24 protein-coding genes are annotated in these 25,046 nt (G+C 38.9%); all 24 read left to right on the forward strand.

The features are described from left to right. The first annotated feature begins 186 nt into the window (after positions 1-186). The 24 genes from BM192_RS16490 (at position 187) to BM192_RS16600 (ending at position 24,948) form a co-directional block, all read left to right on the forward strand. A complete protein-coding gene (locus tag BM192_RS16490) occupies positions 187-465 on the forward strand; it encodes a hypothetical protein (protein ID WP_037438490.1) in 279 nt (92 codons plus the stop codon). Then, the gene (mobA, locus tag BM192_RS16495) at positions 449-886 is read left to right on the forward strand and encodes a conjugal transfer protein MobA (RefSeq protein ID WP_037438492.1); all 438 of its coding nucleotides are present in this window, start codon (positions 449-451) and stop codon (positions 884-886) included. The genes BM192_RS16490 and mobA overlap by 17 nt, the downstream gene beginning before the upstream one ends. 2 nt (positions 887-888) lie before the next feature. Then, complete coding sequence (gene mobB / locus BM192_RS16500) at positions 889-2,169, forward strand: conjugal transfer protein MobB (protein ID WP_074964052.1); 1,281 nt, start codon at positions 889-891, stop codon at positions 2,167-2,169. 128 nt (positions 2,170-2,297) lie between these two features. Further along, the gene (locus BM192_RS16505) at positions 2,298-2,672 is read left to right on the forward strand and encodes an ArsR/SmtB family transcription factor (RefSeq protein ID WP_002978466.1); all 375 of its coding nucleotides are present in this window, start codon (positions 2,298-2,300) and stop codon (positions 2,670-2,672) included. After that, positions 2,669-3,262, forward strand: a complete 594-nt coding sequence (gene merTP / locus BM192_RS16510) for a mercuric transport protein MerTP (RefSeq protein ID WP_002978464.1) — start codon at positions 2,669-2,671, stop codon at positions 3,260-3,262. The genes BM192_RS16505 and merTP overlap by 4 nt, the downstream gene beginning before the upstream one ends. A gap of 6 nt (positions 3,263-3,268) precedes the next feature. Further along, positions 3,269-3,475 (forward strand): GDCCVxC domain-containing (seleno)protein, encoded by a 207-nt coding sequence (locus BM192_RS21300; RefSeq protein WP_002996045.1) that lies wholly within the window; start codon positions 3,269-3,271, stop codon positions 3,473-3,475. Between the two features lie 197 nt (positions 3,476-3,672). Further along, the gene (mobC, locus tag BM192_RS16520; protein ID WP_037438495.1) at positions 3,673-5,667 is read left to right on the forward strand and encodes a conjugal transfer protein MobC; all 1,995 of its coding nucleotides are present in this window, start codon (positions 3,673-3,675) and stop codon (positions 5,665-5,667) included. A gap of 106 nt (positions 5,668-5,773) precedes the next feature. Then, the gene (locus BM192_RS16525; protein WP_037438496.1) at positions 5,774-6,337 is read left to right on the forward strand and encodes a helix-turn-helix domain-containing protein; all 564 of its coding nucleotides are present in this window, start codon (positions 5,774-5,776) and stop codon (positions 6,335-6,337) included. Positions 6,338-6,426: 89 nt separating this feature from the next. Further along, a complete protein-coding gene (locus BM192_RS16530) occupies positions 6,427-8,838 on the forward strand; it encodes a heavy metal translocating P-type ATPase (RefSeq protein ID WP_037438498.1) in 2,412 nt (803 codons plus the stop codon). Positions 8,839-8,937: 99 nt separating this feature from the next. Beyond that, positions 8,938-9,162: a heavy-metal-associated domain-containing protein gene (locus BM192_RS16535; protein WP_037438500.1), complete on the forward strand. Its 225-nt coding sequence runs from the start codon at positions 8,938-8,940 to the stop codon at positions 9,160-9,162. 642 nt (positions 9,163-9,804) lie between these two features. Further along, a complete protein-coding gene (locus tag BM192_RS16540; protein WP_074964053.1) occupies positions 9,805-10,686 on the forward strand; it encodes a DUF3347 domain-containing protein in 882 nt (293 codons plus the stop codon). Positions 10,687-10,699: 13 nt separating this feature from the next. Next, positions 10,700-11,005, forward strand: coding sequence for a hypothetical protein (locus BM192_RS16545; RefSeq protein WP_037438549.1), 306 nt, complete (start codon positions 10,700-10,702; stop codon positions 11,003-11,005). 18 nt (positions 11,006-11,023) lie between these two features. After that, a complete protein-coding gene (locus tag BM192_RS16550) occupies positions 11,024-13,138 on the forward strand; it encodes a heavy metal translocating P-type ATPase (protein WP_037438504.1) in 2,115 nt (704 codons plus the stop codon). 5 nt (positions 13,139-13,143) lie between these two features. Continuing rightward, entirely contained in the window at positions 13,144-13,803 is a 660-nt protein-coding gene (locus tag BM192_RS16555) for a DUF3347 domain-containing protein (RefSeq protein WP_037438508.1), read from the forward strand. Between the two features lie 80 nt (positions 13,804-13,883). Then, positions 13,884-14,360 (forward strand): heme-binding domain-containing protein, encoded by a 477-nt coding sequence (locus BM192_RS16560; protein ID WP_234797578.1) that lies wholly within the window; start codon positions 13,884-13,886, stop codon positions 14,358-14,360. Between the two features lie 12 nt (positions 14,361-14,372). After that, entirely contained in the window at positions 14,373-14,873 is a 501-nt protein-coding gene (locus BM192_RS21165; RefSeq protein ID WP_234797579.1) for a multicopper oxidase domain-containing protein, read from the forward strand. 38 nt (positions 14,874-14,911) lie between these two features. Further along, positions 14,912-16,645, forward strand: coding sequence for a multicopper oxidase family protein (locus tag BM192_RS16565; protein ID WP_234797580.1), 1,734 nt, complete (start codon positions 14,912-14,914; stop codon positions 16,643-16,645). A gap of 87 nt (positions 16,646-16,732) precedes the next feature. Then, entirely contained in the window at positions 16,733-17,653 is a 921-nt protein-coding gene (locus tag BM192_RS16570) for a hypothetical protein (RefSeq protein WP_037438510.1), read from the forward strand. After that, positions 17,653-18,285, forward strand: a complete 633-nt coding sequence (locus BM192_RS16575; RefSeq protein ID WP_037438512.1) for a DUF417 family protein — start codon at positions 17,653-17,655, stop codon at positions 18,283-18,285. Before BM192_RS16570 ends, BM192_RS16575 begins: the two co-directional genes overlap by 1 nt. 45 nt (positions 18,286-18,330) lie before the next feature. Next, positions 18,331-18,759: an HYC_CC_PP family protein gene (locus BM192_RS21410; RefSeq protein ID WP_037438514.1), complete on the forward strand. Its 429-nt coding sequence runs from the start codon at positions 18,331-18,333 to the stop codon at positions 18,757-18,759. A gap of 85 nt (positions 18,760-18,844) precedes the next feature. Then, positions 18,845-20,227, forward strand: coding sequence for a TolC family protein (locus tag BM192_RS16585; protein WP_037438516.1), 1,383 nt, complete (start codon positions 18,845-18,847; stop codon positions 20,225-20,227). Between the two features lie 18 nt (positions 20,228-20,245). Further along, complete coding sequence (locus BM192_RS16590) at positions 20,246-23,404, forward strand: efflux RND transporter permease subunit (RefSeq protein ID WP_037438518.1); 3,159 nt, start codon at positions 20,246-20,248, stop codon at positions 23,402-23,404. Positions 23,405-23,407: 3 nt separating this feature from the next. Beyond that, positions 23,408-24,511 (forward strand): efflux RND transporter periplasmic adaptor subunit, encoded by a 1,104-nt coding sequence (locus BM192_RS16595; RefSeq protein WP_037438519.1) that lies wholly within the window; start codon positions 23,408-23,410, stop codon positions 24,509-24,511. A gap of 5 nt (positions 24,512-24,516) precedes the next feature. Further along, a complete protein-coding gene (locus BM192_RS16600) occupies positions 24,517-24,948 on the forward strand; it encodes a hypothetical protein (RefSeq protein WP_037438521.1) in 432 nt (143 codons plus the stop codon). Positions 24,949-25,046 lie beyond the last annotated feature (98 nt).

Genomic DNA, 25,046 nt, shown 5'->3' on the forward strand with positions numbered 1-25,046 from the left:
CTGTTTACAAACCTTATTTTCTTCTTTGTTTAGATACATTTTTTACTACCTGCACTAAAATTATACGGCAAATAAAGCGATTGATTTGCCCTCTGATTGCGGTGTGGCAGTGTTTGGCGTTCAAAGGCAGTGTTTGGCACTGTTATACAATACAATGCTTTCGTAAACAGGGCTTTACTTTGTACAATGATTTTTATTAATGGATTTATGCAAAACACTTTTGACAAATCGGAGGGTAACGGGAACGGCATCGAGCCGTTTTTCCCTGTTACATTTAATCCGGTTCCGCCTTTTTTGGCGGACGGATTTTTGTGTTCAACAGAACACGGCAAGTTGTGTTTTGAGGCACTCGAAACCGAGTTAGTGCCTCAAAACAACTTGCCCTACTGGGAGCTTGAAAAACGTCTTCCGAAGTCAGCGTTTTGCGTGGATTTAAAATGGATTAGTGATGAACGAGAACAATAACAAAAAACAGAATAAGGGCGGACGGAGAGCTAAGACCGACCCAAGCATCCACCGCCACGTTTTCCGTCTTACAGACGAAGAAAATGCCAAACTTTTATCGCTTTTTGAAACATCGGGAATGCCCAATAAAGCAAAGTTTATCATTTCTCTGCTGTTCAGTAAAGAAATGAAATCGGTTAAAATTGACAAGGGAACGGTTGATTTTTATATGAGATTAACCTCGTTTCACAGTCAGTTTCGCTCCGTTGGTGTAAACTATAACCAGATTGTAAAGCTGCTGTACAAGAATTTTTCCGAGAAAAAAGCCGCAGCGTTCCTTTACAAATTGGAAAAACAGACGGCTGAAATGGCGATGCTATGCCAAAAAATCATTCAGATAACTGAAGAATTTGAAGCAAAACATCTAAAAAAACAGTCTTAGAAATGATAGCGAAAATCGGCAGAAGCGAAAATTTGTACGGAGCATTGGCATATAACAATCTGAAAGTGGAGAATGAAAATGGAAAAATTCTGTTCACAAATAAGATAATCGAAAGGTCAAACGGAGCATATACTGTTGCACAATTAGCACAATCTTTTGCCCCTTATTTGATAGCCAACCGTAATACCGAGAAACATACGTTGCATATTTCGCTTAATCCCGACCCGAAAGATAAGGTTAGCGATGACAGGTTTCGGCAAATGGCGGAGCAGTATATGCGGGAAATGGGTTACGGCGAACAACCTTTCGTAGTGTTTAAGCATACCGATATTGACCGCAGCCATATACACATTGTATCGGTTTGCGTGGACGAGCAGGGCAAAAAGATTTCGGACAAATTCGAGAAAATGCGGTCAATGAATGTATGCCGAGAACTGGAAAGGCAACACGGGCTGATACCTGCAACAGACAAAGAGCGCACTCAGAATGATAAGGTTTTCCGTCCGGTAGATTACAAAGCAGGCGATGTAAAAAGTCAAATTGCTTCAGTAGTCCGCCACCTGCCGAATTATTATAAATTTCAGACTTTGGGCGAATACAATGCTTTGCTTTCCCTGTTCAATGTTACTACCGAAAAAGTGCAGGGCGAATTGCAGGGACAACTACGGCAGGGTTTACTGTACATTCCTTTAAATGAAAAAGGCGAAAGAGCCGGGCTTCCGTTCAAGGCTTCGTTGTTTGGTAAAAATGCAGGGCTTCCGGCTTTGGAATTGCATTTTGCAAAATGCAAAGAGGATTTAAAAGACCACCCGACAAAACCAACCATTAAAGCTGTTGTAACTATTGCCCTGCAAACCACAAGTGATGAACAGGCTTTTAAAAAACAGTTAGGCGAACAGGGCATTAACGTTGTGGTTCGTAGAAATGACACAGGGCGTATTTACGGAATGACTTTTATAGACCACAATTCTAAAACGGTTTGGAACGGTTCACGTTTGAGCAAGAAACTTTCTGCCAATGCCTTTAATGATTATTGGAACAATAATATCAAACCCGATATTAAAGAACCTGCTATTTTACAACCCAAACTATCCACATCAAATGATGCGGATCTTCCTGCGGAAGAACCACACCATTTGTTCGACTTCCTGAATACTACTGAAAAACACGAAGACGGTTTGATTGAGGCATTTGGCGGTTTGTTACCCGAAGCACAGGGCGATGATTACGAGGAACAGGATTTTGCTAACAAAATGAAGAAGAAAAAAAAAAGAAGACTGTAAGAGGTCAGATTTTGGAATTAAAAATCTGTTTTTAAAAAGATTTATTGAGCTGTCACTTTATAATTCTGAAAGAATTTGAGTTGTATTTAAGTAATTGCTTAAATAAACAAATTGACTATCTTTGTGCTATGGACAATAATTCTTGCATACGACAACAAGCAGACATTAAACAAATAAACCGCTGTAAAGACCGAGTTTCAGAACTCAACGGTTCTTTTGACTATTTATCGAACGGACTTGAATTAGCGGGAAACAATGTAAGACTGAAAATACTCTTTCTACTTTATGAAGAAAAACGACTTTGTGTTTGTGATATAAGTGATATTCTTGGTATGACAATTTCAGCGGTTTCACAACACTTGCGGAAACTCAAAGACAGAAAACTTATTGAAACCGAACGAGAAGCTCAAACTATTTTTCACTCACTGACTAAAGAGTATGAAAAAATGCTGAAACCATTTTTCAAAATACTTGACGAAAACAAAATATTAGAAACAATATGAAAACTGACAAAAAATTAATTGGTGCAGGACTTTTGACTACAATTGCAGCTTCTCTTTGTTGCATCACACCAGTATTGGCTCTTATTGCAGGAACAAGCGGTCTTGCTTCCACTTTTTCTTGGCTTGAACCTTTTCGACCCTATTTTATCGGGTTGACAATTTTGGTTCTTGGTTTTGCTTGGTATCAAAAGTTGAAACCCAAAAAGCAGATAGATTGCAATTGTGAGACAGAAGAAAAACCAAAATTCATTCAGTCAAAAATGTTTTTAGGAATTGTAACAGCATTTGCAATCGTAATGCTTGCCTTTCCATACTACTCAAGCATTTTCTACCCAAAGACAGAAAAGCAAATTATAGCGGTGGACAAATCCAATATTCAAAAAGTAGAATTTACGATTAGCGGAATGACTTGTGCAAGTTGTGGCGAACACGTAAATCACGAAGTAAATAAATTGACAGGAATAATAAGTTCAAACGCCTCATACGAAAAAGGAAACGCAATCGTGGAATTTGACAACTCAAAAACGAATATTTCTGAGGTCGAAAAAGCAATTAACTCAACAGGATATTCTGTAACCGACAAAAAATAAAACCAAATGGAAATCATATTGCAATCAACAATTACTTGCCCCAACTGCGGACACAAGAAAGAAGAAACAATGCCGACAGACGCTTGCCAATATTTCTACGAATGTGAAAAATGCAAACAAGTTCTTAAACCAAAACAAGGAGACTGTTGTGTTTATTGTAGTTACGGAAGTGTTCCTTGTCCACCAATTCAGCAGGACAAAAAATGTTGCTGACGGACAGAAAACAGAAGAGCAACTAAAAGTATTTTTTATTTGGATGCTTCATAAATGTTACGATACAAAAGGATCATAGAAGCTACAACTCTTATCACTTCGCCAAACACTGCCACGCACCGCCATTGACTGCCACATTCTTATAGCCGCTGTGTAGAGCCTTTAAATTCACGCCCGAACATTAAAACTAAAAAAGAATGCAGGGAGAAGACGATTTAAGAGGTTTAGCCAAAATAATGGCTTTTATGCGGGCAGTCAGTATTCTTTTGGTGCTGATGCACCTTTATTGGTTCTGCTACGGGTTCTTTTTAGAACGTGGTTGGACGTTGGAAATAATCAACAAGATATTAGGCAATTTCGACCGGACGGCGGGCTTGTTTTCACATACCCTTTATACCAAGGCGTTCGCTTTGGTTTTGCTTGCTTTGAGTTGTTTGGGAACGAAAGGCGTAAAGAATGAGAAGATAACCTGGGCTAAAATCTACGTGGCTTTGGGCGTTGGTTTTGTGCTGTTCTTTCTGAACACGCCGTTGTTAAAGCTATCTCCGGTAATAGGCACATTTCTGTATATCCTTACTATCTCGTTAGGTTATATTGCTTTGCTGATGGCGGGCGTATGGATGAGCCGCTTGCTTCGTACCAACTTAATGGACGATGTTTTCAACAACGAGAACGAGAGCTTTCAACAGGAAACAAAGCTGATGGAAAATGAATATTCCGTTAACCTGCCCACCAAATTTTACTACAAAGGCAAATGGAACAACGGTTGGATAAACATTGTAAATCCTTTCAGGGCATCAATCGTGTTGGGTACTCCGGGTTCCGGTAAATCTTATGCCATCGTAAACAACTACATCAAGCAGCAGATTGAGAAAGGCTTTAGTATGTATATATATGATTTTAAATTTGACGACCTTTCCACCATTGCCTACAATCATTTATTGAAGCATCGGGATAAGTACAAAGTTCAACCAAAATTCTATGTGATAAATTTCGATGACCCACGCAAGAGCCATAGGTGCAATCCACTCAATCCCGATTTTATGACAGACATTTCCGACGCTTACGAAGCGGCTTACACCATAATGCTGAACCTCAACCGTAGCTGGATACAGAAGCAAGGGGATTTTTTCGTGGAAAGCCCAATTATCCTATTGGCTGCCATTATTTGGTATCTGAAAATCTATGAGGATGGTAAGTATTGTACATTCCCGCACGCCATTGAATTGCTGAATAAAAAGTATTCGGACGTATTTACCATTCTGACCTCATATTCCGATTTGGAAAACTATCTTTCTCCGTTTATGGATGCCTGGCAAGGTGGCGCACAAGACCAATTGCAGGGACAGATTGCATCGGCAAAAATCCCTTTGTCAAGAATGATTAGCCCGCAGTTGTATTGGGTTATGACTGGCGATGACTTTTCACTTGACATCAACAGCCCGAAAGAACCTAAAATTTTGTGCGTTGGTAACAATCCTGACCGTCAAAATATCTATTCCGCAGCATTGGGTTTATACAATTCAAGAATTGTAAAGCTCATCAACAAAAAGGGACAATTAAAGAGTTCAGTAATCATAGATGAGTTGCCTACGATATATTTTAGAGGACTGGATAATCTTATCGCAACAGCGAGAAGTAATAAGGTGGCTGTATGTTTGGGCTTTCAGGATTTTTCGCAATTAACAAGGGATTATGGCGACAAGGAAAGTAAGGTAATTCAAAATACCGTTGGTAATATTTTCTCCGGGCAGGTAGTTGGCGAAACGGCAAAAAGCCTTTCGGAACGTTTCGGAAAAGTATTGCAGAAACGCCAAAGTATGACGATTAACAGGAATGATAAATCTACCTCTATTTCCACACAGTTAGATAGCCTTATTCCGGCTTCCAAAATTTCAACGCTTACACAAGGTATGTTTGTCGGATCTGTATCAGATAACTTTGATGAACGTATCGACCAAAAGATTTTCCACGCTGAAATTGTAGTGGACAATGAAAAAGTTGCCGCAGAAACTAAAGTCTATCAGAAGATACCGGAAATCCTATCGTTTGTTGATGAACACGGAGAAGATAAAATGAAGCAGGATATTGACAGCAATTACCGTCAGATAAAACAAGACATTGTACAGATTATCGAAAAGGAATTGGAGCGTATCAAAAACGACCCAGATTTGCAGCATTTGGTACAGTAGAGATGATTAAATTCAATATAATTCTATTAAATCTACAAAGGTCGAAGTAAGAATTTTAAATTGTAATTTTGTTAATCAATTAATAAAACATGGTTAGCAAAAAATTATGACGACACTCTTTATTAAAAATATGGTATGCGACCGCTGCATTATGGTTGTGCAAGCTGAATTGGATAAGCTGAGCTTAAATGCTAAAAATATTAAGCTGGGAGAAGTTATCCTTGACAAGGAAATTACACCTGCCGAAAAAGATACTTTGGTCAAAATTTTAGCCCCATTAGGCTTTGAAGTCATCGACGACAAAAAAAGTCGTATGATTGAAAAGATAAAAAGCATTATCATTGATTTGGTGCATCATCAGGACAATGAAATTAAAACCAATCTTTCTAATATACTTAGTAATGCCTTGCACAACGATTACAACTACTTGTCCAACTTCTTTTCAGAAGTAGAAGGAACTACAATAGAAAAATACTTTATAGCCCAAAAGATAGAAAAAGTAAAAGAACTTTTGGTTTATGATGAGCTTTCGTTAAGTGAAATTGCGGATCGTCTGAATTATTCAAGCGTGGCTTACCTCAGTAACCAGTTCAAGAAAGTAACAGGATTGACGCCGAGCCATTTCAAACAGATACGGGAAGACAAACGCAAGCCACTGGATAAGGTTTAAGTAAATCTTACAAATCAATCCTATAATTTCACAATAGAAATCCCCTTTGTTATTGCCAATTTTGTATTGTTAAATAAAGCAATCGAGATATGGCAACGAATAGAGATACAATATATATTCCCTTAGAGGATGTAGAAAGTGAGCATTGTGCATTAATAGTAGATAAAGGACTGGCACAGGTGCAAGGTGTGGAAAGCCACAAAGTAGAGCTAAACAACCGCAGGGTGGCTATTACCGTTAATGATAACGAGGTAGTAGGCGAAGCTGTAAAGGCAATCAAAGATTTAGGCTACGGCGTTCCTACCGTTAAAAAGACTTATCCTGTATTGGGTATGACCTGTGCGTCCTGTGCAGGCAGTGCCGAAAGTATGGCAAAATATACTTCTGGGGTAGTAAATGCCGAAGTGAATTACGGTACAGGAAACCTCAACGTTGAGTTCCTGCCGAATATAACCAGTTCCGAGCAAATCCGTAAAGCGGTACAGGATGGCGGTTATGACCTCTTGCTCGAAGACGAGAACAAGCAGCAAGAAACCTTAGAAGCTATCCACGCCGAAAAATTCAAAAAACTTAAAAACAAAACCATTTGGGCGGTAATCCTATCGCTCCCAGTAGTCATTATCGGTATGTTCTTTATGGATATGCCTTATGGTAATGAAATAATGTGGGCATTCTCCACTCCAGTAGTTTTATGGTTAGGTAAAGACTTCTTTATCAATGCATGGAAGCAGGCAAAGCACCGTTCCGCCAATATGGACACGTTGGTTGCCTTGAGTACAGGTATCGCCTATATATTCAGTGTATTCAATATGCTGTTTATGGACTTTTGGCATCAAAGAGGCTTACACGCACACGTGTACTTTGAAGCGGCAGCCGTAATCGTTGCCTTTATTCTATTGGGTAAATTATTGGAAGAAAAAGCCAAAGGCAATACCTCATCAGCCATTAAAAAGCTGATGGGCTTACAGCCGAAAACGGTTATCGTAATAGAAGCCTACGGCACGGAAAGACAAAAAGCCATCGAAGATGTAAACGCAGGCGATATTATTTTGGTTAAGCCTGGCGAAAAAATTGCAGTGGATGGTATGGTCGTATCGGGCAATTCTTATGTAGATGAAAGTATGCTAAGCGGTGAGCCTGTTCCGGTACTGAAAAAGGAAAACGAAAAGGTATTTGCAGGAACCATCAACCAAAAAGGTAGCTTCCAGTTCAAGGCGGTAAAAGTGGGTAAAGAAACAATGCTTGCCCAAATTATCAAAATGGTACAGGACGCACAAGGAAGTAAAGCACCTGTACAAAAACTGGTGGATAAAATAGCAGGTATTTTTGTTCCGGTAGTAATGGGTATCGCTGTTCTGACGTTCTTTTTATGGCTGATATTAGGAGGCGACAACGGCTTAGTACAAGGTCTTTTAGCAGCCGTTACCGTATTAGTCATTGCTTGCCCTTGTGCTTTAGGCTTGGCTACACCGACCGCTATTATGGTAGGCGTTGGTAAAGGTGCTGAAAACGGCATCCTGATTAAAGATGCGGAAAGCCTGGAATTGGCGAAAAAAGTGAACGCCATCGTATTGGATAAAACAGGTACGATTACCGAGGGAAGACCCGAAGTTACAGGCATCCAATGGCTGAACAATGACGATGCTACCAAAGATGTTTTATTGAGCATCGAAAAGCAATCTGAACACCCATTAGCGGAAGCCGTCGTGAAGCATTTGGAGGGCGTTTCCACCACTGCATTATCAAACTTTGACAGTATCACAGGTAAAGGCGCAAAAGCCGATTACAACAACGACACTTACTATGTAGGTAATAAAAAGCTGTTAGCTGAAAACAACATTACCATTGCCGACCAACTGCAACAGCAGGCAGACGAATGGGGCACGCAGTCTAAAACCGTTATCTGGTTTGCAAACAGCAAACAGGCACTTTCTGTAGTGGCGATTTCCGATAAAATCAAAGAAACATCGGTAGCAGCTATCAAGGAAATACAGGATATGGGCATAGACCTGTATATGTTGACCGGAGATAACGAAGCGACTGCCAAAGCCATTGCACAGCAAACAGGCATCGGGCATTATAAAGCAGAAGTATTGCCACAGCACAAAGCCGACTTTGTAAAAGAACTACAAGCACAGGGCAAAGTAGTAGCAATGGTCGGGGACGGTATCAATGACAGTACAGCTCTTGCAACTGCCGATGTAAGCATTGCAATGGGTAAAGGTTCTGATATCGCAATGGACGTGGCGAAGATGACCATTATTTCATCAGACCTGACCAAAATACCGCAGGCGATTAGATTATCTAAACAGACCGTCGCGACCATCAAGCAAAACCTGTTTTGGGCGTTCATCTATAACCTAATCGGTATTCCGATTGCAGCAGGTATCCTATATCCTATCAATGGTTTCTTATTGAACCCGATGATTGCAGGAGCAGCAATGGCATTGAGCAGCGTTAGCGTGGTAAGTAACAGCCTTCGATTGAAGTGGAAGAGATAAATCAGTAAATCTCACAAATCAAACAGGAAATTACATAACAATAATTAACAGTACAACACGGAAATTTGTACTATCAGATAACTCTAAAATTTGTAAACGATGGAAAATAAACAATTTCAATTTAAGACCAACATTAATTGTGGTGGGTGTTTAGCATCTGTAAAGCCACATTTGGATAATGCCGATGGCATCTGCCATTGGGAGGTTGATACTAATGATAAGAATAAGGTGCTAACTGTGAAGTCAGAGGGCATTACTGAGCAAGAGGTAATATCAACCGTACAAAAGGCAGGCTTTAAAATAGAAGTTCTGCCTACAGAATAGCTTTTATTGATATACCTATTTGATTATTTTTGCAAATTTTAATGTAAAATAATCAAATAGGTTTTTATATGTGTGAAAATTATATCAATTGAAAAAAATAATTTCATACTTTTGAAGAGTTGAAAAATTTGAATATACATATCGGCATAGTCATACTTTTTTGTTTGGGCTTCCTTTTGATGCCCAATCAAAGTTATGCGTGTTCAAAAAAATCAACAAAAACTGAACAATCTTCATGTTCTAAAAAGAAAGCTTTAAAAGCCCAAGATTGCTGTAAGACCAAATCCTGTAAAAAAAGTAAGGAAGATAAAGGACATTGTAGTGGTAATTGTAAAGATAAAACCTGTACAAATAATGCCCCATCACCCTCTATCGCTATAATCTCACATTTAGAGATCAATAGAGACTATTTTGCAGAAATAAAAAAGCAAAAGTTTGGTTTCAAACAAATTCATTATTCTTCGGGATACTTTTCCATTTGGCAACCGCCTAAAATAAGCTAATACCATTGGCATGATAGCCATAAGTGTGCTTTATCAAAATCTGTTCAGGTTTTTGTAAATCCCTTATTTATATAATTTACTAAGAAATTTCAAACAGAAATAGGTTTTTATTATTCCCATTTCTCAAAATGTAATTATTATGAAATCATTATCAAAAATAGTGATGGTAATCGCTGTATTACTATCCTCAATAAATGCTTTCGCACAAATCAAGAATGCGAAAACTGAAATCGTAAAGATTTATGGCAATTGTGATCTTTGCAAAACCACCATAGAAAAAGCAGGTAACTTAAAAAAAGTAGCCAATGTGGAGTGGAACGAAGATACCAAAATGGCTACACTCACCTACGACGGCAACAAAACAAATCAAGATGAAATCCTGAAACGTATCGCTTTGGCTGGTTATGACAGCGATAAATTCCGTGCGCCGGATGACGTATATGCTAAACTTGCCGGATGTTGCCAGTACGATAGACCTATAAAGACGGCTACCAAAAACAAAGAAGCAGGAATGAACATGAGTGCCGGGCATGGCAATCACAACCATAGCGAAATGACAACATCCGCTAACAAAGAAGCAAGCCCAGACCAATCACAGTTAAAAGCTGTATTTGCCAACTACTTTTCAGTGAAAGATGCTTTGATAAAAACTGATGCATCCATCACGTCTGCCAAAGCCACTGAACTGGCTGCATCCATTAAGGCTGTAGATATGAATAAACTATCGGCAGAAGAGCATATAGTTTGGATGAAAGTAATGCAAAACCTAATAACCACTGCGGAAAGCATTGCAAAATCAAAAGATGTTGTAAAACAACGGGGTGCATTTGCAGCACTTTCGGAAGGCATCTACACACTTGCTAAAGTTTCCAAGCAGGATACTCCTGTTTATTACCAGCATTGTCCTATGTACAATGGAGGTAAGGGTGCAAATTGGCTAAGCAAAGAGAATGAGGTGAAAAATCCGTATTACGGCTCACAGATGCTTACCTGCGGCAGTACAGTTGAAACTATTAAATAACAGTTTTAAAGATATGGTACAGTATAATGACATGGTTCAGGCTCTCAAAGACCTTGAACAACGTGGTTACAGTATAGATTTTAGTCTGTTACCGGACTGCCTGTATTGTGCATCAAGTAACCTGAAACTAAAACCAGAGGACTTTACTGTTATGGAAACACATAGGTTTGAAAGCCTTGATAGCAGTCCAGATAACAATTCCGTGATTTATGCCATCTCATCCAATGATGGTAAGAATAAAGGGGTACTTGTTGATGCCTATGGTACCTATGCAGAGGAAATGACCTATGAGATGGCAAAAAGATTGAGTTCAACATAACTTTTAAAACTTCTTGTTATGAAAAAATACACATGCCCAATGCACCCACAGGTGCTAAAAGACGAACCTGGAAAATGCCCGCTATGTGGCATGACATTGGTTCCCATTGGAGGAGGGCCGGCTACTAATGGACACACATCCCGACATTCGGGACATTCTCCGCATGACTATGGTAACGAAAACTTTAACAAGCATGAGGGACATCATACAGGAGATTTCCTTTCACGCTTTTGGATAAGTCTTGTGATCACCATTCCTATCCTTTTGCTATCGCACATGATACAGCAATGGTTGGGGTTCAATATTACTTTCCCTGGTGACAAATATGTGCTGCTGGCTTTGGGCACGGTGATTTATATCTATGGTGGCTTACCATTCTTAAAGGGAATGATCGGAGAGATGAAAGCTAAAGCCATAGGAATGATGACACTTGTTGCCATTGCAATATCTGTGGCTTATATCTATTCGGTTGCCGTTGTTTTCGGCTTGCAGGGCATGGATTTCTTCTGGGAACTGGCAACACTTATTGACATCATGCTGTTAGGGCATTGGTTGGAAATGCGCTCCCAAATGGCTGCATCACGGGCATTACAATCATTGGTTGCTTTGCTGCCTAATGATGTTACCGTAGAACGAAACGGAGAAGCAGTAAAGATAAAACTTGAAGACCTGCAAAATGGTGAAACGGTAATCATAAAACCGGGAGAAAAAATTCCTGCCGATGGATCGGTACTGGAGGGACATTCGTATATGAACGAAAGTATGCTAACCGGAGAAAGTGTTCCAGTAAAAAAGGAAAAGGACGATAAGGTAATTGCGGGTTCCATCAATGGAGATGGAGCATTGAAAGTGCAGGTAACGGCAGTTGGAAAGGACAGCTATCTGAACAGGGTAATCAATCTAGTGCAGGAAGCTCAGGCTACCAAATCCAATACTCAGAACCTTGCGGATAAAGTTGCGAAATGGCTCACTTTCATTGCTATTGCAGTAGGCATAGCCACATTTGTTTATTGGTTTGCCAATAGTGGAGATATTGCCTTTGCACTTGAAAGAATGGTGACAGTGATGGTAACAGCCTGCCCGCACGCATTGGGCGTAGCAATCCCGTTGGTAGTTGCCATTTCCACAACGCTTTCTGCAACCAATGGTCTGCTTATCCGCAACCGAACAGCGTTTGAAACAACCCGAAAACTCTCTACAGTCATTTTTGATAAGACAGGAACGCTCACTAAAGGCTCACATGCTGTAGAAAAGGTCATTCCATTAACAGAGGAATATAATGCCGATGAGGTTATCCAGTACGCTGCCGCAGTACAGCAAAATTCAGAACACCACATTGCAAAAGGCATCATGGCTACGTTGAAAGAAAAGAGCCTCAACTTATGGAAATCTCAAAACTTCAGCTATATGCAGGGCATAGGTGTAAAAGGTGTTGTAAACGGTAAAAATGTCGTAGCTGGCGGTCCGAATTATTTCACCGAAAACCACCTTCAAATGCCAGAAGTTCCAGCCGAAATCAATCAGGAAGCCGAAACGGTAAACTTCGTTCTCATTGATGATCAGGTAATCGGCATCATTACGTTGGCAGATAGCATCCGTGAGGGTTCGGCACAAGCGATTGATGAGCTCAAAAAAATGGGTATTAAGTCCTTTCTCCTCACCGGGGATAACGACAAGATTGCTGCTGCGGTAGCAGAGAAATTAGGAATGGACGGATATTTAGCCAATGTGCTTCCACACAACAAGCAAGAAAAAGTAAAAGAGTTTCAAGATAAAGGCGAAGTCGTGGCAATGACAGGTGATGGTGTGAACGATGCACCGGCACTGGCACAGGCAGACGTCGGTATTGCCGTTGGTTCTGGTACGGACGTTGCTGCCGAAACAGCGGATATCATATTGGTAGACAGCGATCCGAGGGACGTGGTCAAATTGATCGACTTCGGCAAACTTACCTATAAAAAAATGGTACAGAACCTGATATGGGCGGTTGGCTACAACGTAGTGGCAATACCGCTTGCAGCAGGCGTACTCTATCCAAATTTTATTCTAAGTCCTGCCATGGGCGCTGTACTGATGAGTGTAAGTACCATTGTAGTGGCTATTAACGCAAGTTTTTTAAAAATCAAAAAATAAATAAAATGAAAAATCTAACATTATCAATTATTGCCGTTACCATGGCATTTATAACAGTATCATGCAATCAGGTGTCGAACAAGAACGAGCAATCTTCAAACGATACTTCAGATGTATCACAAGAACAGACAGTTTCCCAACCAAACGGAGGTGATACGATAGCTGCGCCTGGCGTAAGTGAAACACCGAACGGTCAGCAAACAACAGCAACTGAACAAGAAAAGAAATTTTCTATCGCACCCATCGTTACAGATTATCTTTCATTAAAGAATGCCCTTGTTTCAGACAATGACAAAGCTGCAGCCAGTGCAGGAAAAAAACTATTAGCCACTTTGAATAAAGTGGACTTGAAAGCTATTCCTGCCGATAAGCATAAACAGTACATGGAAATAGCGGACGATGCAAAAGAACATGCGGAACATATCAACGAAAATGTTGGCAACATTCACCACCAACGGGAACACTTAGCAGTACTTGGCGAAGGTTTGAAAGATCTGATTGAATTATTTGGGACAACACAAACATTGTATCAAAACCATTGCCCGATGTTCAATGACGGAAAGGGTGCTGTTTGGTTCAGCGAAAACAAGGAAATCAAAAACCCGTACTATGGCTCCAAAATGATGACATGCGGAAAGGTGGAAAAAACAATCACCGGTAAATAAATTCTCTGTGCCCTTGCTGTTCCTTCATGAAAGCATGGTCTAACAAGGAGAAGCCGAACAACCTCATTCAGCGTTTTTAAATGAAGCAACATGAAACATTTATGTCCCTAAAAAAGAAAATCATATTGGGGTTGGCTGTTATCCTAATCGGTATACAGTTTTTTCAGCCATTACGTAACCAATCGGACGAAGTGCCCGCAACCCATATCGAAAAGGTATATAGCGTGCCACAAAACGTAAATGCCATCCTTGCCCAATCATGTTACGACTGCCATAGCAACAACACAAGCTATCCGTGGTACAGTCGCATCCAGCCCGGAGCATGGTACTTGGCAGAGCATATCAAAAAAGGCAAAGAGGAACTGAACTTTAGCGAGTTTGGTGAATATTCTGCCCGCAAGCAGCGAAGTAAGTTAAGAGCTATGTCAGGACAGATCAAGGACGGGGAAATGCCTTTGTCGTCATACACATTAATTCATCGCAATGCAATATTGTCGGAAGAGGATAAGCAGATTTTGATGAAATGGTTTGGTGCAATGGAAGATAGCATTAAATAAAATTTTTAAATAATGATTAGATACAAAAAAATATCCATAAGAATATTGCAAACAGTACTGATACTGCTTTGCACACAAACATTATTCGCACAGAAAGTAGTGCGTTACGAATTGTATGTAAAAGACACATTGGTAAACTATGCCGGGAAAGAAAAAAGAGCCATTGCGGTAAACGGACAAATCCCAATGCCCACGCTTACTTTTACCGAGGGGGATACCGCTGAGATTGTTGTGCACAATCAATTAAAGGAAAGTACATCGTTGCACTGGCACGGAGTGTTTCTGCCTAATAAAGAAGATGGTGTGCCTTGGCTTACCCAAAAGCCAATAGCACCGGGTACAACCTACACTTACCGTTTCCCTATCATTCAGCATGGAACTCACTGGTATCATTCCCATTCGGGTTTACAAGAACAGATTGGAATGTATGGTAGTTTTATTATGAAAAAAGAGGTGATGATAAAACATTTAGAAATGGTATTGATGATCTGCCAACCGTCCCTATTATATTAAGTGAGTGGACAAATCTTAACCCAAATAACATCAACCGTATGTTGCACAACGCAAACGATTGGGCTGCTATCAAAAAAGGTGCTACACAATCATATGTTGAAGCGATTAAAGAAGGGAAATTTGGTGTGAAAATAAAGAATGAATGGAAGAGGATGCTGGCAATGGATGTTAGCGATGTTTATTACGATAAGATACTGATAAATGGAAACCATACCACTGATCTGAAAACAATTGACGGTAAAGAACTAAGAGCAGGCGACAAAGTTAGATTACGTGTCTCTAATGGCGGAGCTTCTTCGTATTTCTGGTTAAGATATGGCGGAGGGAAAATTACGGTAGTAGCCAATGATGGAAATGATGTGGAGCCTGTGGAAGTTGACAGATTAATCATCGCGGTTTCTGAAACTTACGATATTGTAGTAACTATTCCTGAAGATGGCTTGGCTTATGAATTTTTAGCGACTACTGAGGACAGGACACAATCGGCAAGTTATTTTATTGGTAACGGGGTCAAGCAACTCATTTTTCCACTTCCTAAATTGAAATATTTTGAAGGGATGAAGATGATGAACGATATGATGAAAATGAATGGCAATCTGGATGATATGGGTATGAAAATGAGCCTGAACCAAATGGATATGAATGTAGTGATGTATCCGGAAATTACAGGTGAAGGAGGTAAAAAAATGGATCATAGCCAACATAGCGGGATGAAAATGGACGACAACGCCAATAAGTATAATGCGAATGCTCTGGCTGACATTAAAACCTTGAATTATGCCATGTTGCAATCGCCGTACAATACCACTCTTCCTAATGATGTCCCAGTAAAAGAATTAAAATTTACGCTTACTGGTAACATGAACCGATATGTATGGAGTATGGATAATAAAATACTTTCGGAAACGGATAAAATACCTGTAAAAAAAGGAGAAATATTACGGATTACCATATATAATAATTCAATGATGCGACATCCAATGCACCTCCACGGATTTGATTTTAGGGTTATTAACGGTAAGGGAGAAAAATCGCCTTTGAAAAATGTATTGGACATTATGCCGATGGAAACGGATACTATAGAGTTTTTAGCCAACGAAGAAGGCGATTGGTTTTTCCATTGCCATATTCTTTATCATATGATGGCAGGAATGAACAGGGTGTTTGAAGTTGGAGATTACAAAAATCCCTATTTACCCGATAAAGCAAAAGCCTATAAAGAACTGCAAAGGGAAAGCAATATGCCTCACTTTATGATTGAAAACGACTTTGCAACGAATGGAAATGACGGTGGAGCGATGTTGCAAAATGCAAGATGGTCATTAGGTACAGAATGGCGTTTAGGATACAACAGTATGCACGGCTATGAAGTAGAAACCCATTTTGGAAGGTATATTGGTAAGATGCAATGGTTTATGCCTTTTGTCGGTTTTGATTATCGTTACCGAAAAATGGGAGAAGACGAGCATGAAAAAAACATATTTGGACAAACCAACAAGAAAGACACACGTAGAGCGGTCAGCTTAGGATTTATGTACACTTTACCTATGTTGGTCAATTTTCAGGCAGAAGTTTATCACGACGGTATTGTAAGATTACAGTTAATGCGTGAAGATATTCCTATTTCAAAAAGATTAAGGGGAGGTTTCATGGTCAATACCGATTTAGAGTACATGGCAGATTTGAGTTATATCCTTAACAAAAACATGGCTGTTAGAACACACTATGATAGTGATATGGGATGGGGCATTGGCTTAAGAATGAATTATTAATGAGTAATTAAAAAATGATTAGATTTTCAGGGCGGAAAAAAAATCAGACATTCCGCCTTGATTTCTTTTTGACATAGCAATTTAATTATGATACAACAAAAAATACATCAACACCTGTGGTACATTGCTGCATTTGTGTTTATATTGGCTATGGTAGGCGCAGCTGTTTATTTCAACGACCCCGAAATCATACTTCCGGAAATGGCTGCAATGGCAGTTGCACTTTGGGTTTGGCAAGAAAAATCCTGGATGCAACGCACCGAAATGATTTTTATTCTACCAAGCGTAACTGCACTATTAGGTTTCGGAATAAATTTTATAGAGATCGGTTATCTTACAAAACTAATGTTGGTATTAATAGCTATGATGATATTGATGGCCAGTTTAAAATTTACATTTCCACCGGCTTTGGCAACTGGTTTTTTGCCCATTGTGACCAATGCCACTCATCGGTCGTTTATTTATGCAATTCTCATTGCCAGCTTAGTATTGATGTTAGTTGTACTTGCTGGCAAACGCAATAAAGATATACCACGAAAAGCGGATTGGGATAGCAAAAGATTATGGGCTTATTTTGTTATTACGTTATTTTGGATGTTGGTTGCATATAGTACAGATTTGGCACCTATAATCATCATTCCCCCAATAACCGTAGTGGTTTTTGAAACGCTGGGTATGAAAATGTTTAACCTAAAAATGGCTCTTAAAATTAGTGCTGTATTATGCCTCTCCATCACAATCGCTGTAGCACTCAGAAATTATATAGAAAATTGGGTACTGCTTTCTACTGTATTGTTTGCAATTATGTATTTGTTATTGGCATTTTTCAAAATAAAAATCCCTGCGGTTTACGCATTTCCATTTTTGATATTTATCCTGCCCGAAGAAAAGGTCGCATATCTGCCAATAGCGAGTTTAATAGTCTCTGTTTTTTCCTTTGGACTGATCTTGCTTTATCACTACTACTACCCAAAATTGTCAATTTCAAAAAACTTTAAAATAAAATAATGAATATATTGATCAATATTTTAGCAAATAGCCAGCAATCTTTTATCAATCTGACTAGAATATCTATTTTCATCGTAATGGTCTGGATTGGCGGATTGAAAGCTTATCAATATGAAGCTGATGGTATCGTACCATTTGTTATCAACAGCCCTTTTATGAGTTTCTTCTACAATAATGCAGATAAAACCGTTATAGATAAAACGGGAAAACAAGTAGCAGAACATACGCTGTATAAAAATCCCGAAGGAAAAACTGTACAGAAAAATGTAGATTGGCATACCGGTAATGGCACATACTTATTTTCATACGGCTTAGGAACGGTCATTGTTTTGATAGGATTGGCGGTAATACTCGGAATTTGGTTCCCAAAAATAGGTCTAATAGGTGGCCTGTTGACATTCATAATGTCTATTGTTACCTTATCGTTCCTGATTACCACGCCTGAAGTGTATGTCCCCAATCTAGGTGGAGATTTTCCGACCCCGCAATATGGGTTTCCATATCTATCAGGTGCAGGGAGGTTGGTGATAAAAGATATTATCATGTTGGGAGCTGGGCTAATTGTTGCTTCTGATAGTGCAAAAAGAATACTTCAAAGAACCCCAAAATCTTACAATAAATTACCTAAATAATATAAGCTCTACAAAAATAAAGTGTTTATCTTTGTACTTTAAACTATGAAAAAACTGTTCGTCATATTTCTTTCACTTTGCTATTTGGTTTTGTCCTCGGGCTTTACCCAATATGCACATTTATGTAAAGGAACGGCGAGTAAAGTTTACAGCTTTTCAAACACCCAACAGCAAAATCAGGACAAACCTTGTCCAATTTGTTCTGCAAAGGAGAAGGGTTTAAAAGATCAGAAGAAGAATTGTTGTAAGCATGTATCGAAAATTATAAAACTTGATGACAGTGTAAAAAAACATAACAATTTTGATTTTTCGGTAAAATTCTGGGGCGATGCTATTCCTAACAAAATGTTGGGTACGGTTTTCGATTTTGAACCTATTGTTCTAGATATAGAAAAAAACACCGCTTATTCTTCTACTAAAGTCCCAATTCTGGGCAATCCTCTTTACATTTTACATTGCGTATATAGAATTTGATTTTAGGCTAAAATCTATGCGAGCGATTTCGAAAGTTTCGGAGTTGCAATAGTTTTTTATGTCCAATTTTTAAATTTTATATATAATGAAATTAAAATTCATTGCATCTGCATGTTTGCTATTTGCAGGCTATACCAATAGTTACGGACAAGTTTTAACATTGCAAGATGCCCTTCATCGTACAGAAAACCAGTACGATAAAATCAAAGCAAAACAACAAGTAGTCGACGCCTCGGCTCAAAATACCGCTTTTCAAAAGCAACAATACCTCCCCGATTTCACCCTTTCGGCACAACAAAGTTTCGGCACCATCAATGCATTGCATGGGCCAATGTATGCCTATGGCGGATTGGGTTCTGCGGCAACCTCTATGCCTTTGGCAGAACAAAACTGGAATGCCGCATTTGGTTCGCTTTACTTCGCAAATGTCAACTGGAATTTGTTCACTTTCGGACGAATTAAAAACCAGGTGGAACTAGGAAGTAAAAAAGAATTGACAGCTAAAGCCGATCTGCAACAGGAAGTATTTCAGCAACAGATAAAAGTGGCAGCCGCTTACCTCAATTTGCTGGCAAGCCAGCGAGTTAAATATGTGCAAGAAAAAAACACTGAACGAGCGCAGATTTTTTATGAAATGACCCACGCCAGAGCCAAAAGCGAGCTGATACCGGAAGTGGATGCACAGTTGGCAAAAGCGGAATGGTCTAATGCCAAATCGTTGCAAATAAAGGCATACGATAAAGAACTAATGTGGTCAAAGCAACTGGCAGACTTAATGAATGACGATTTTAAAACCTACAAGTTGGATAGCCTATACAGTACTACGCTGCCAGTAAAATCAATGGAAATAACAGCAATCAAAGTTTCCGATCATCCGTATTTAAAATTTCAACAAACAAAGATCGATGAAAGCGAACAAAGTGTCGAAGTGTTAAAAGCGCATAGAAAACCAAATCTATCGGCTTTTGGTGTAGTTCAAGGTCGTGGTTCTGGGTTCCAGTCCAATTATGCGCAAGATCTTTCAGCTTATTCCACTAATTATTTGAAAGGTGTTGGAATAGATCGTAGCAACTATTTATTAGGGGTTTCACTTACCTGGAACATCACCAATCTTTTTCGCTACAATACAAAAGTGAAGGAACAGAAATATGTTACACAATCTCTTCAATACACCTTTGATGCACAACAAAAGGAATTAAATACATTGTTTCATCAGGCAAATGCCCAATTAAAAAATGCCTATGACAATTTCGAGGAAACAAAAATTCAACTAGGTGCGGCTGCTTTGGCATACAAACAACAAACCGCTTTGTATGAAAATGGCTTAACTACTTTAGTTGATTATACGCAAGCCTTGTTTAGCTTGAACAGAGCCGAAATTGATTATGAAATTGCACAGAATAATGTGTGGCAAGCATTATTACTACTGGCATCTGCACAAGGAAACATTCAATTATTAACGCCATAATTTTTAAAGCATTCGTTTATGAATATGATAAAATTTGCCCTTCAAAAACCCATAGCAATTATGGTTTTGGTATTGGGATTATTATTTTTTGGTCTCAAAGCAACCAAAGATATTAAAGTAGATATTCTTCCCGAAATGAATTTACCGGTGGTGTACATTGCGCACACGTTCAATGGTTACACACCACAACAGATGGAAGGATACTTTACGAAAATGTATGTAAATATGATGCTTTTTACCAATGGTATCAAAAGTATCGAATCTAAAAATACGCAAGGACTTACCTTAATGAAAGTTACCTTTTATGAAGGTACTGAAATGGGGGAAGCAATTGCTACGATCAATGCACTGTCCAACCGTTCTCAGGTGTTTTTACCACCCGGGGCACCGCCGCCGTTCATCATCAGATTTGATGCTTCATCACAACCTGTGGGACAACTGGTATTTAGAAGTGCTACAAAAACTAACAATCAATTGCAGGATATTGCCAATTTCAATGCACGGCCTATTTTGATTAAAATTCCGGGGTTGACAACGGCTCCTCCGTTCGGTGGAAGCCCAAGAACTATTGAGGTTAATATCGATCCGTATAAACTTCGTGCTCATAACTTATCACCTGAACAGATCGTTGAAGCCATAAGTCGAAACAACATTACGTCGCCTTCTGGAAATGTGTATATCGGAGATAAAAACTATCTGACACCAACGAATAACACCGTGAAAGAAGTTGCTGAATTAGGCGATATTCCTATTTTTAAAGGCTCGGTTGATAATGTGTACATCCGTGATGTAGCCACGATAAAAGACGGAGCCGATATTGCAACTGGTTATGCATTGATTGACGGAAAGCGTTCGGTTTATATTAATATTGCAAAAGCAGGAAATGCATCCACATTGGATGTGGTAAATACTTTGAAAAAAGAATTACCCAGCATTCAACGAAATATGCCTGATGACGTACAGATTTCTTACGAATTTGATCAGTCGGTTTATATTACCAATGCGTTGAAAAGTTTAGTTATAGAAGGTGTTTTGGGCGCACTCTTAACAGGTCTAATGGTCATGCTTTTTTTGAACGATCGACGAGCTGCTTTGATCGTTATCATGACCATTCCTATTTCGATTATTTCCGGGGTATTGTTCCTGAAATTATTTGGACAAACCATCAACATCATGTCGCTTTCCGGTTTGGCATTGGCTATTGGAATTCTGGTAGATGAAAGTACCGTAACCATCGAAAACATCCACCAGCATTTTGCGATGGGGAAAACCCGAGCGCAAGCCATTTGGGATGCATGTAAAGAAATCGCCTTTCCGAAATTGCTAATTATGCTTTGTATTTTGGCGGTTTTTGCACCAGCATTTATGATGACAGGAATTCCAGGTTCGTTGTTCATGCCGTTGGCAATGGCAATTGGTTTTTCGATGATCGTTTCATTCTTGTTGTCTCAAACCTTTGTTCCAGTAATGGCAAATTGGCTCATGAAACACCAAAAAGATCATTGTGAAAATCCTGCACACAAAGAAGACTGGTTCTCCAAATTCAGAAGTCGATTTGTAGCCTTTTTATCGAGATTAACCAATCGCAAAAAAATAATTGTCAGCTTAAGCTTAGTTTTAGCATTGGTCGGAGGATTTGCGTTGTATCAAATAACAGGAAAAGATGTTTTACCTACATCCAATTCCCAACAATTTCAGGTTCGTATAAAAGCAGCCGAAGGAACCCGGATTGAAGTGACAGAAATGAAAGTAAAACAATTCTTAGAGCACCTGAAAAATAATGTTGGTGCAGACAATATAGCAATTTCTTCAGTTTTTATTGGCCAACATCCTTCTTCTTTTGCGATTAGCCCAATTTATCTTTACAATGCAGGTCCACATGAGGCATTGATGCAGGTAGCATTGAAAAAATCCACCGGAAACTCAGACGAACTGAAAGACAAACTGCGTGCTTATTACAAAGAAAAAATGCCGGAATTGTCTATTTCATTTGAACCGATTGAATTAACGGAGAAAATCTTAAGTCAGGGGACCAGTACACCTATTGAGGTTCGTGTTTCGGGGATGATGAAAAAAATGAACCGGATGTACGCTAACAAAATATTGGCGGAATTGAAGGAAATTGAATATTTGCGTGATCAGCAAATTCCACAGTCAATGGATTATCCTGGACTCCAAATCAACATTGATCGTACTCGTGCGGCACAGTTAGGTTTAGACGCACAAGATATTGCCAAATCTTTGGTAGCTGCTACCGCATCAACCCGTTTTACCAACAAAAATTTTTGGGTTGGAGGTATGATGGGCATCGCTTACGATGTGCAGGTGCAAACCCCTCAAGGTATTTTGAACAGTAAGGAGGAATTAGCCAACTTACCATTAAGTAAAAATACGGACAGACCCGTTTTAGGTGATGTTGCAACTATTACGCCTTCAAAGGAATTAGGAGAAAGTTACAATCAGGGTACGATGGGCTACACCACAGTAACAGCCAATCTGTATAAAAAAGATTTGGAACAAGCATCTAAAGATGTGCAAAAAGCAATTGCTTCCCTAGGCGAATTGCCTAAAGGAGTTAATATTGAAGTAGCAGGAATGGCACCTGTTTTAGAGGAAACATTGTCCAGTTTAGCCACCGGATTGTTAATAGCGGTTTTTGTGATTTTCTTAATGTTGGCTGCAACGTTTCAATCATTCCGTGTGTCAATCGTTATTCTATCAACAGTACCTTTTGTAGTAGTGGGAGCTTTACTCATGCTCAATATTACAGGTTCTACATTAAATCTGCAATCGTACATGGGCTTAATCATGTCGGTCGGTGTTTCAATTGCCAACGCGGTATTATTAATCAGTAATGCCGAAACGTTAAGAAAAGTAAATAAGGATTCTGTTCTCTCAGGTGTTGAAGCCGCCAAAGTAAGGATCCGTCCAATTATAATGACTACCCTTGCGATGATTGCGGGAATGCTGCCAATGGCAATAGGCTTTGGCGAAGGCGGCGATCAAATTGCACCTTTGGGTAGAGCCGTTATTGGTGGCCTTTTATTCTCTACTTTTTCTGTGTTAATCATTCTTCCATTAGTTTTTGGGTGGGTGCAGAAAAAAGCCAGTGTTATTTCTCCGTCTTTAGACCCTGAAGACCAAAACAGTATTCATTTTGTACAATCAAATCAATAAAAAATGCAATTAAAAAATATAATTCCGTTGGCAGCCTTACTTATTCTTTCGGCTTGCAATAACAACAATAAGAACGACAATAAAGACGCTAAACCAGCTATGGGAATGATGAATATGATGGAGACTATTGAGATTTCCAAATCAAATCCATTAGTTACTTTAAAATTAGCAGGCGAACTAAAACCGTATGAACAAACCGAATTATTTGCAAAAGTAAATAGCTATGTAAAACAAATTCGTGTAGATATTGGTGACAAAGTTATTGCTGGACAAACTTTGGTGGTGTTGGAGGCTCCGGAAATCGTATCGCAAATTGCAAATGCAAAAGCAAAAGTACAGGCGCAGGAAGCAATTTATCTGTCAACAAAATCAACGTATGACCGTATGTTAAAAGCTGATGAAACCAAGGGTGCAGTTGCAAAAGATGCGATCGATCAAATCAAGGCACGTAAATTATCCGACGAATCGCAATTGGCTGCCGCACGCTCTGCATACAATGAAATTCGCAATATCAATGATTATTTGGTAATTAAAGCCCCTTTTAGCGGAACGATCACCAATAGGAATATTGATCTTGGTGCTTATGTTGGACCAATGAGCAAAACGCCTCTTTTGGTTATCGAAAACAATCAAAAGTTAAGGTTAAACCTTTCTGTCCCCGAGGCTAATACTCCTTATATCAAAATAGGTGATACCATACGTTTCTATGTCCGCTCGCAGCCACAAGTGAAACATATAGCTCTGGTAAGTAGAAAATCGGGAAGTTTGGATGAAAGGCTTCGCTCCGAAAAAATAGAAGCAGATTTCATCAACAAAGAAAAGCTGCTGAAACCCTTTATGGTAGCCGAAACAAGTATCCCGTTACAAAATTCGGTAGCTACTTTTTTTGTCCCAAAGATGTCTGTTGTAGAAAGCGGAATGGGCACTTACGTCATTCGTATTGAACAAGGAAAAACTAAAAATATTCCGGTAAGTAAAGGCAGAATGTGGGAAGATAAAGTAGAAATATTCGGCGAATTAAGTGAAGGCGATAAAATCCTGAAAATGGCTTCAGAAGAAATTATGGAAGGAACAGATGTGCCTCCAAAAAATCAAACTAAAAAATAATTAATATGGAAAATATATTAAAAACAGTAAGTATCGTAGCATTTGCTACGGTACTTTTAATAAGCTGTACAGATCAAAAATCAAATAATGCAACAGAAGTAATCTCTAAAACTCAAACTACCGAAATCAAAAAGATAAATAATCCTAAAAAAGGAAAACATGTACCCAATAATCTTGTATGTATGGTCAATGACGCATATATGGGAAAAGAACAGATTGAGGTACCTTTTGAAGGGAAAATGTATTACGGATGTTGCAATATGTGCAAAGAAAAAATTCCTAAAGACCAAAGCGTACGTTATGCAGTGGATCCACATTCTCTAAAAAAAATCAGCAAAGCTGATGCTTATATTGTAGTTATTGGAGACAATGATGAGGTAGCTTATTTTGAAAATGAGCAAAATTATCAATTGTTTTTAAATGAAAATGCATTATAGAGAATTGTAAAGGGAAAATATGACTTTTTGAATATCATAGTTCATCAACCAAGTTATTAAAATTAACAATATTCCCTAAGTCTGATTAATTATGAATA

Source organism: Pedobacter antarcticus (assembly GCF_900112985.1).
Taxonomy (GTDB): domain Bacteria; phylum Bacteroidota; class Bacteroidia; order Sphingobacteriales; family Sphingobacteriaceae; genus Pedobacter; species Pedobacter antarcticus.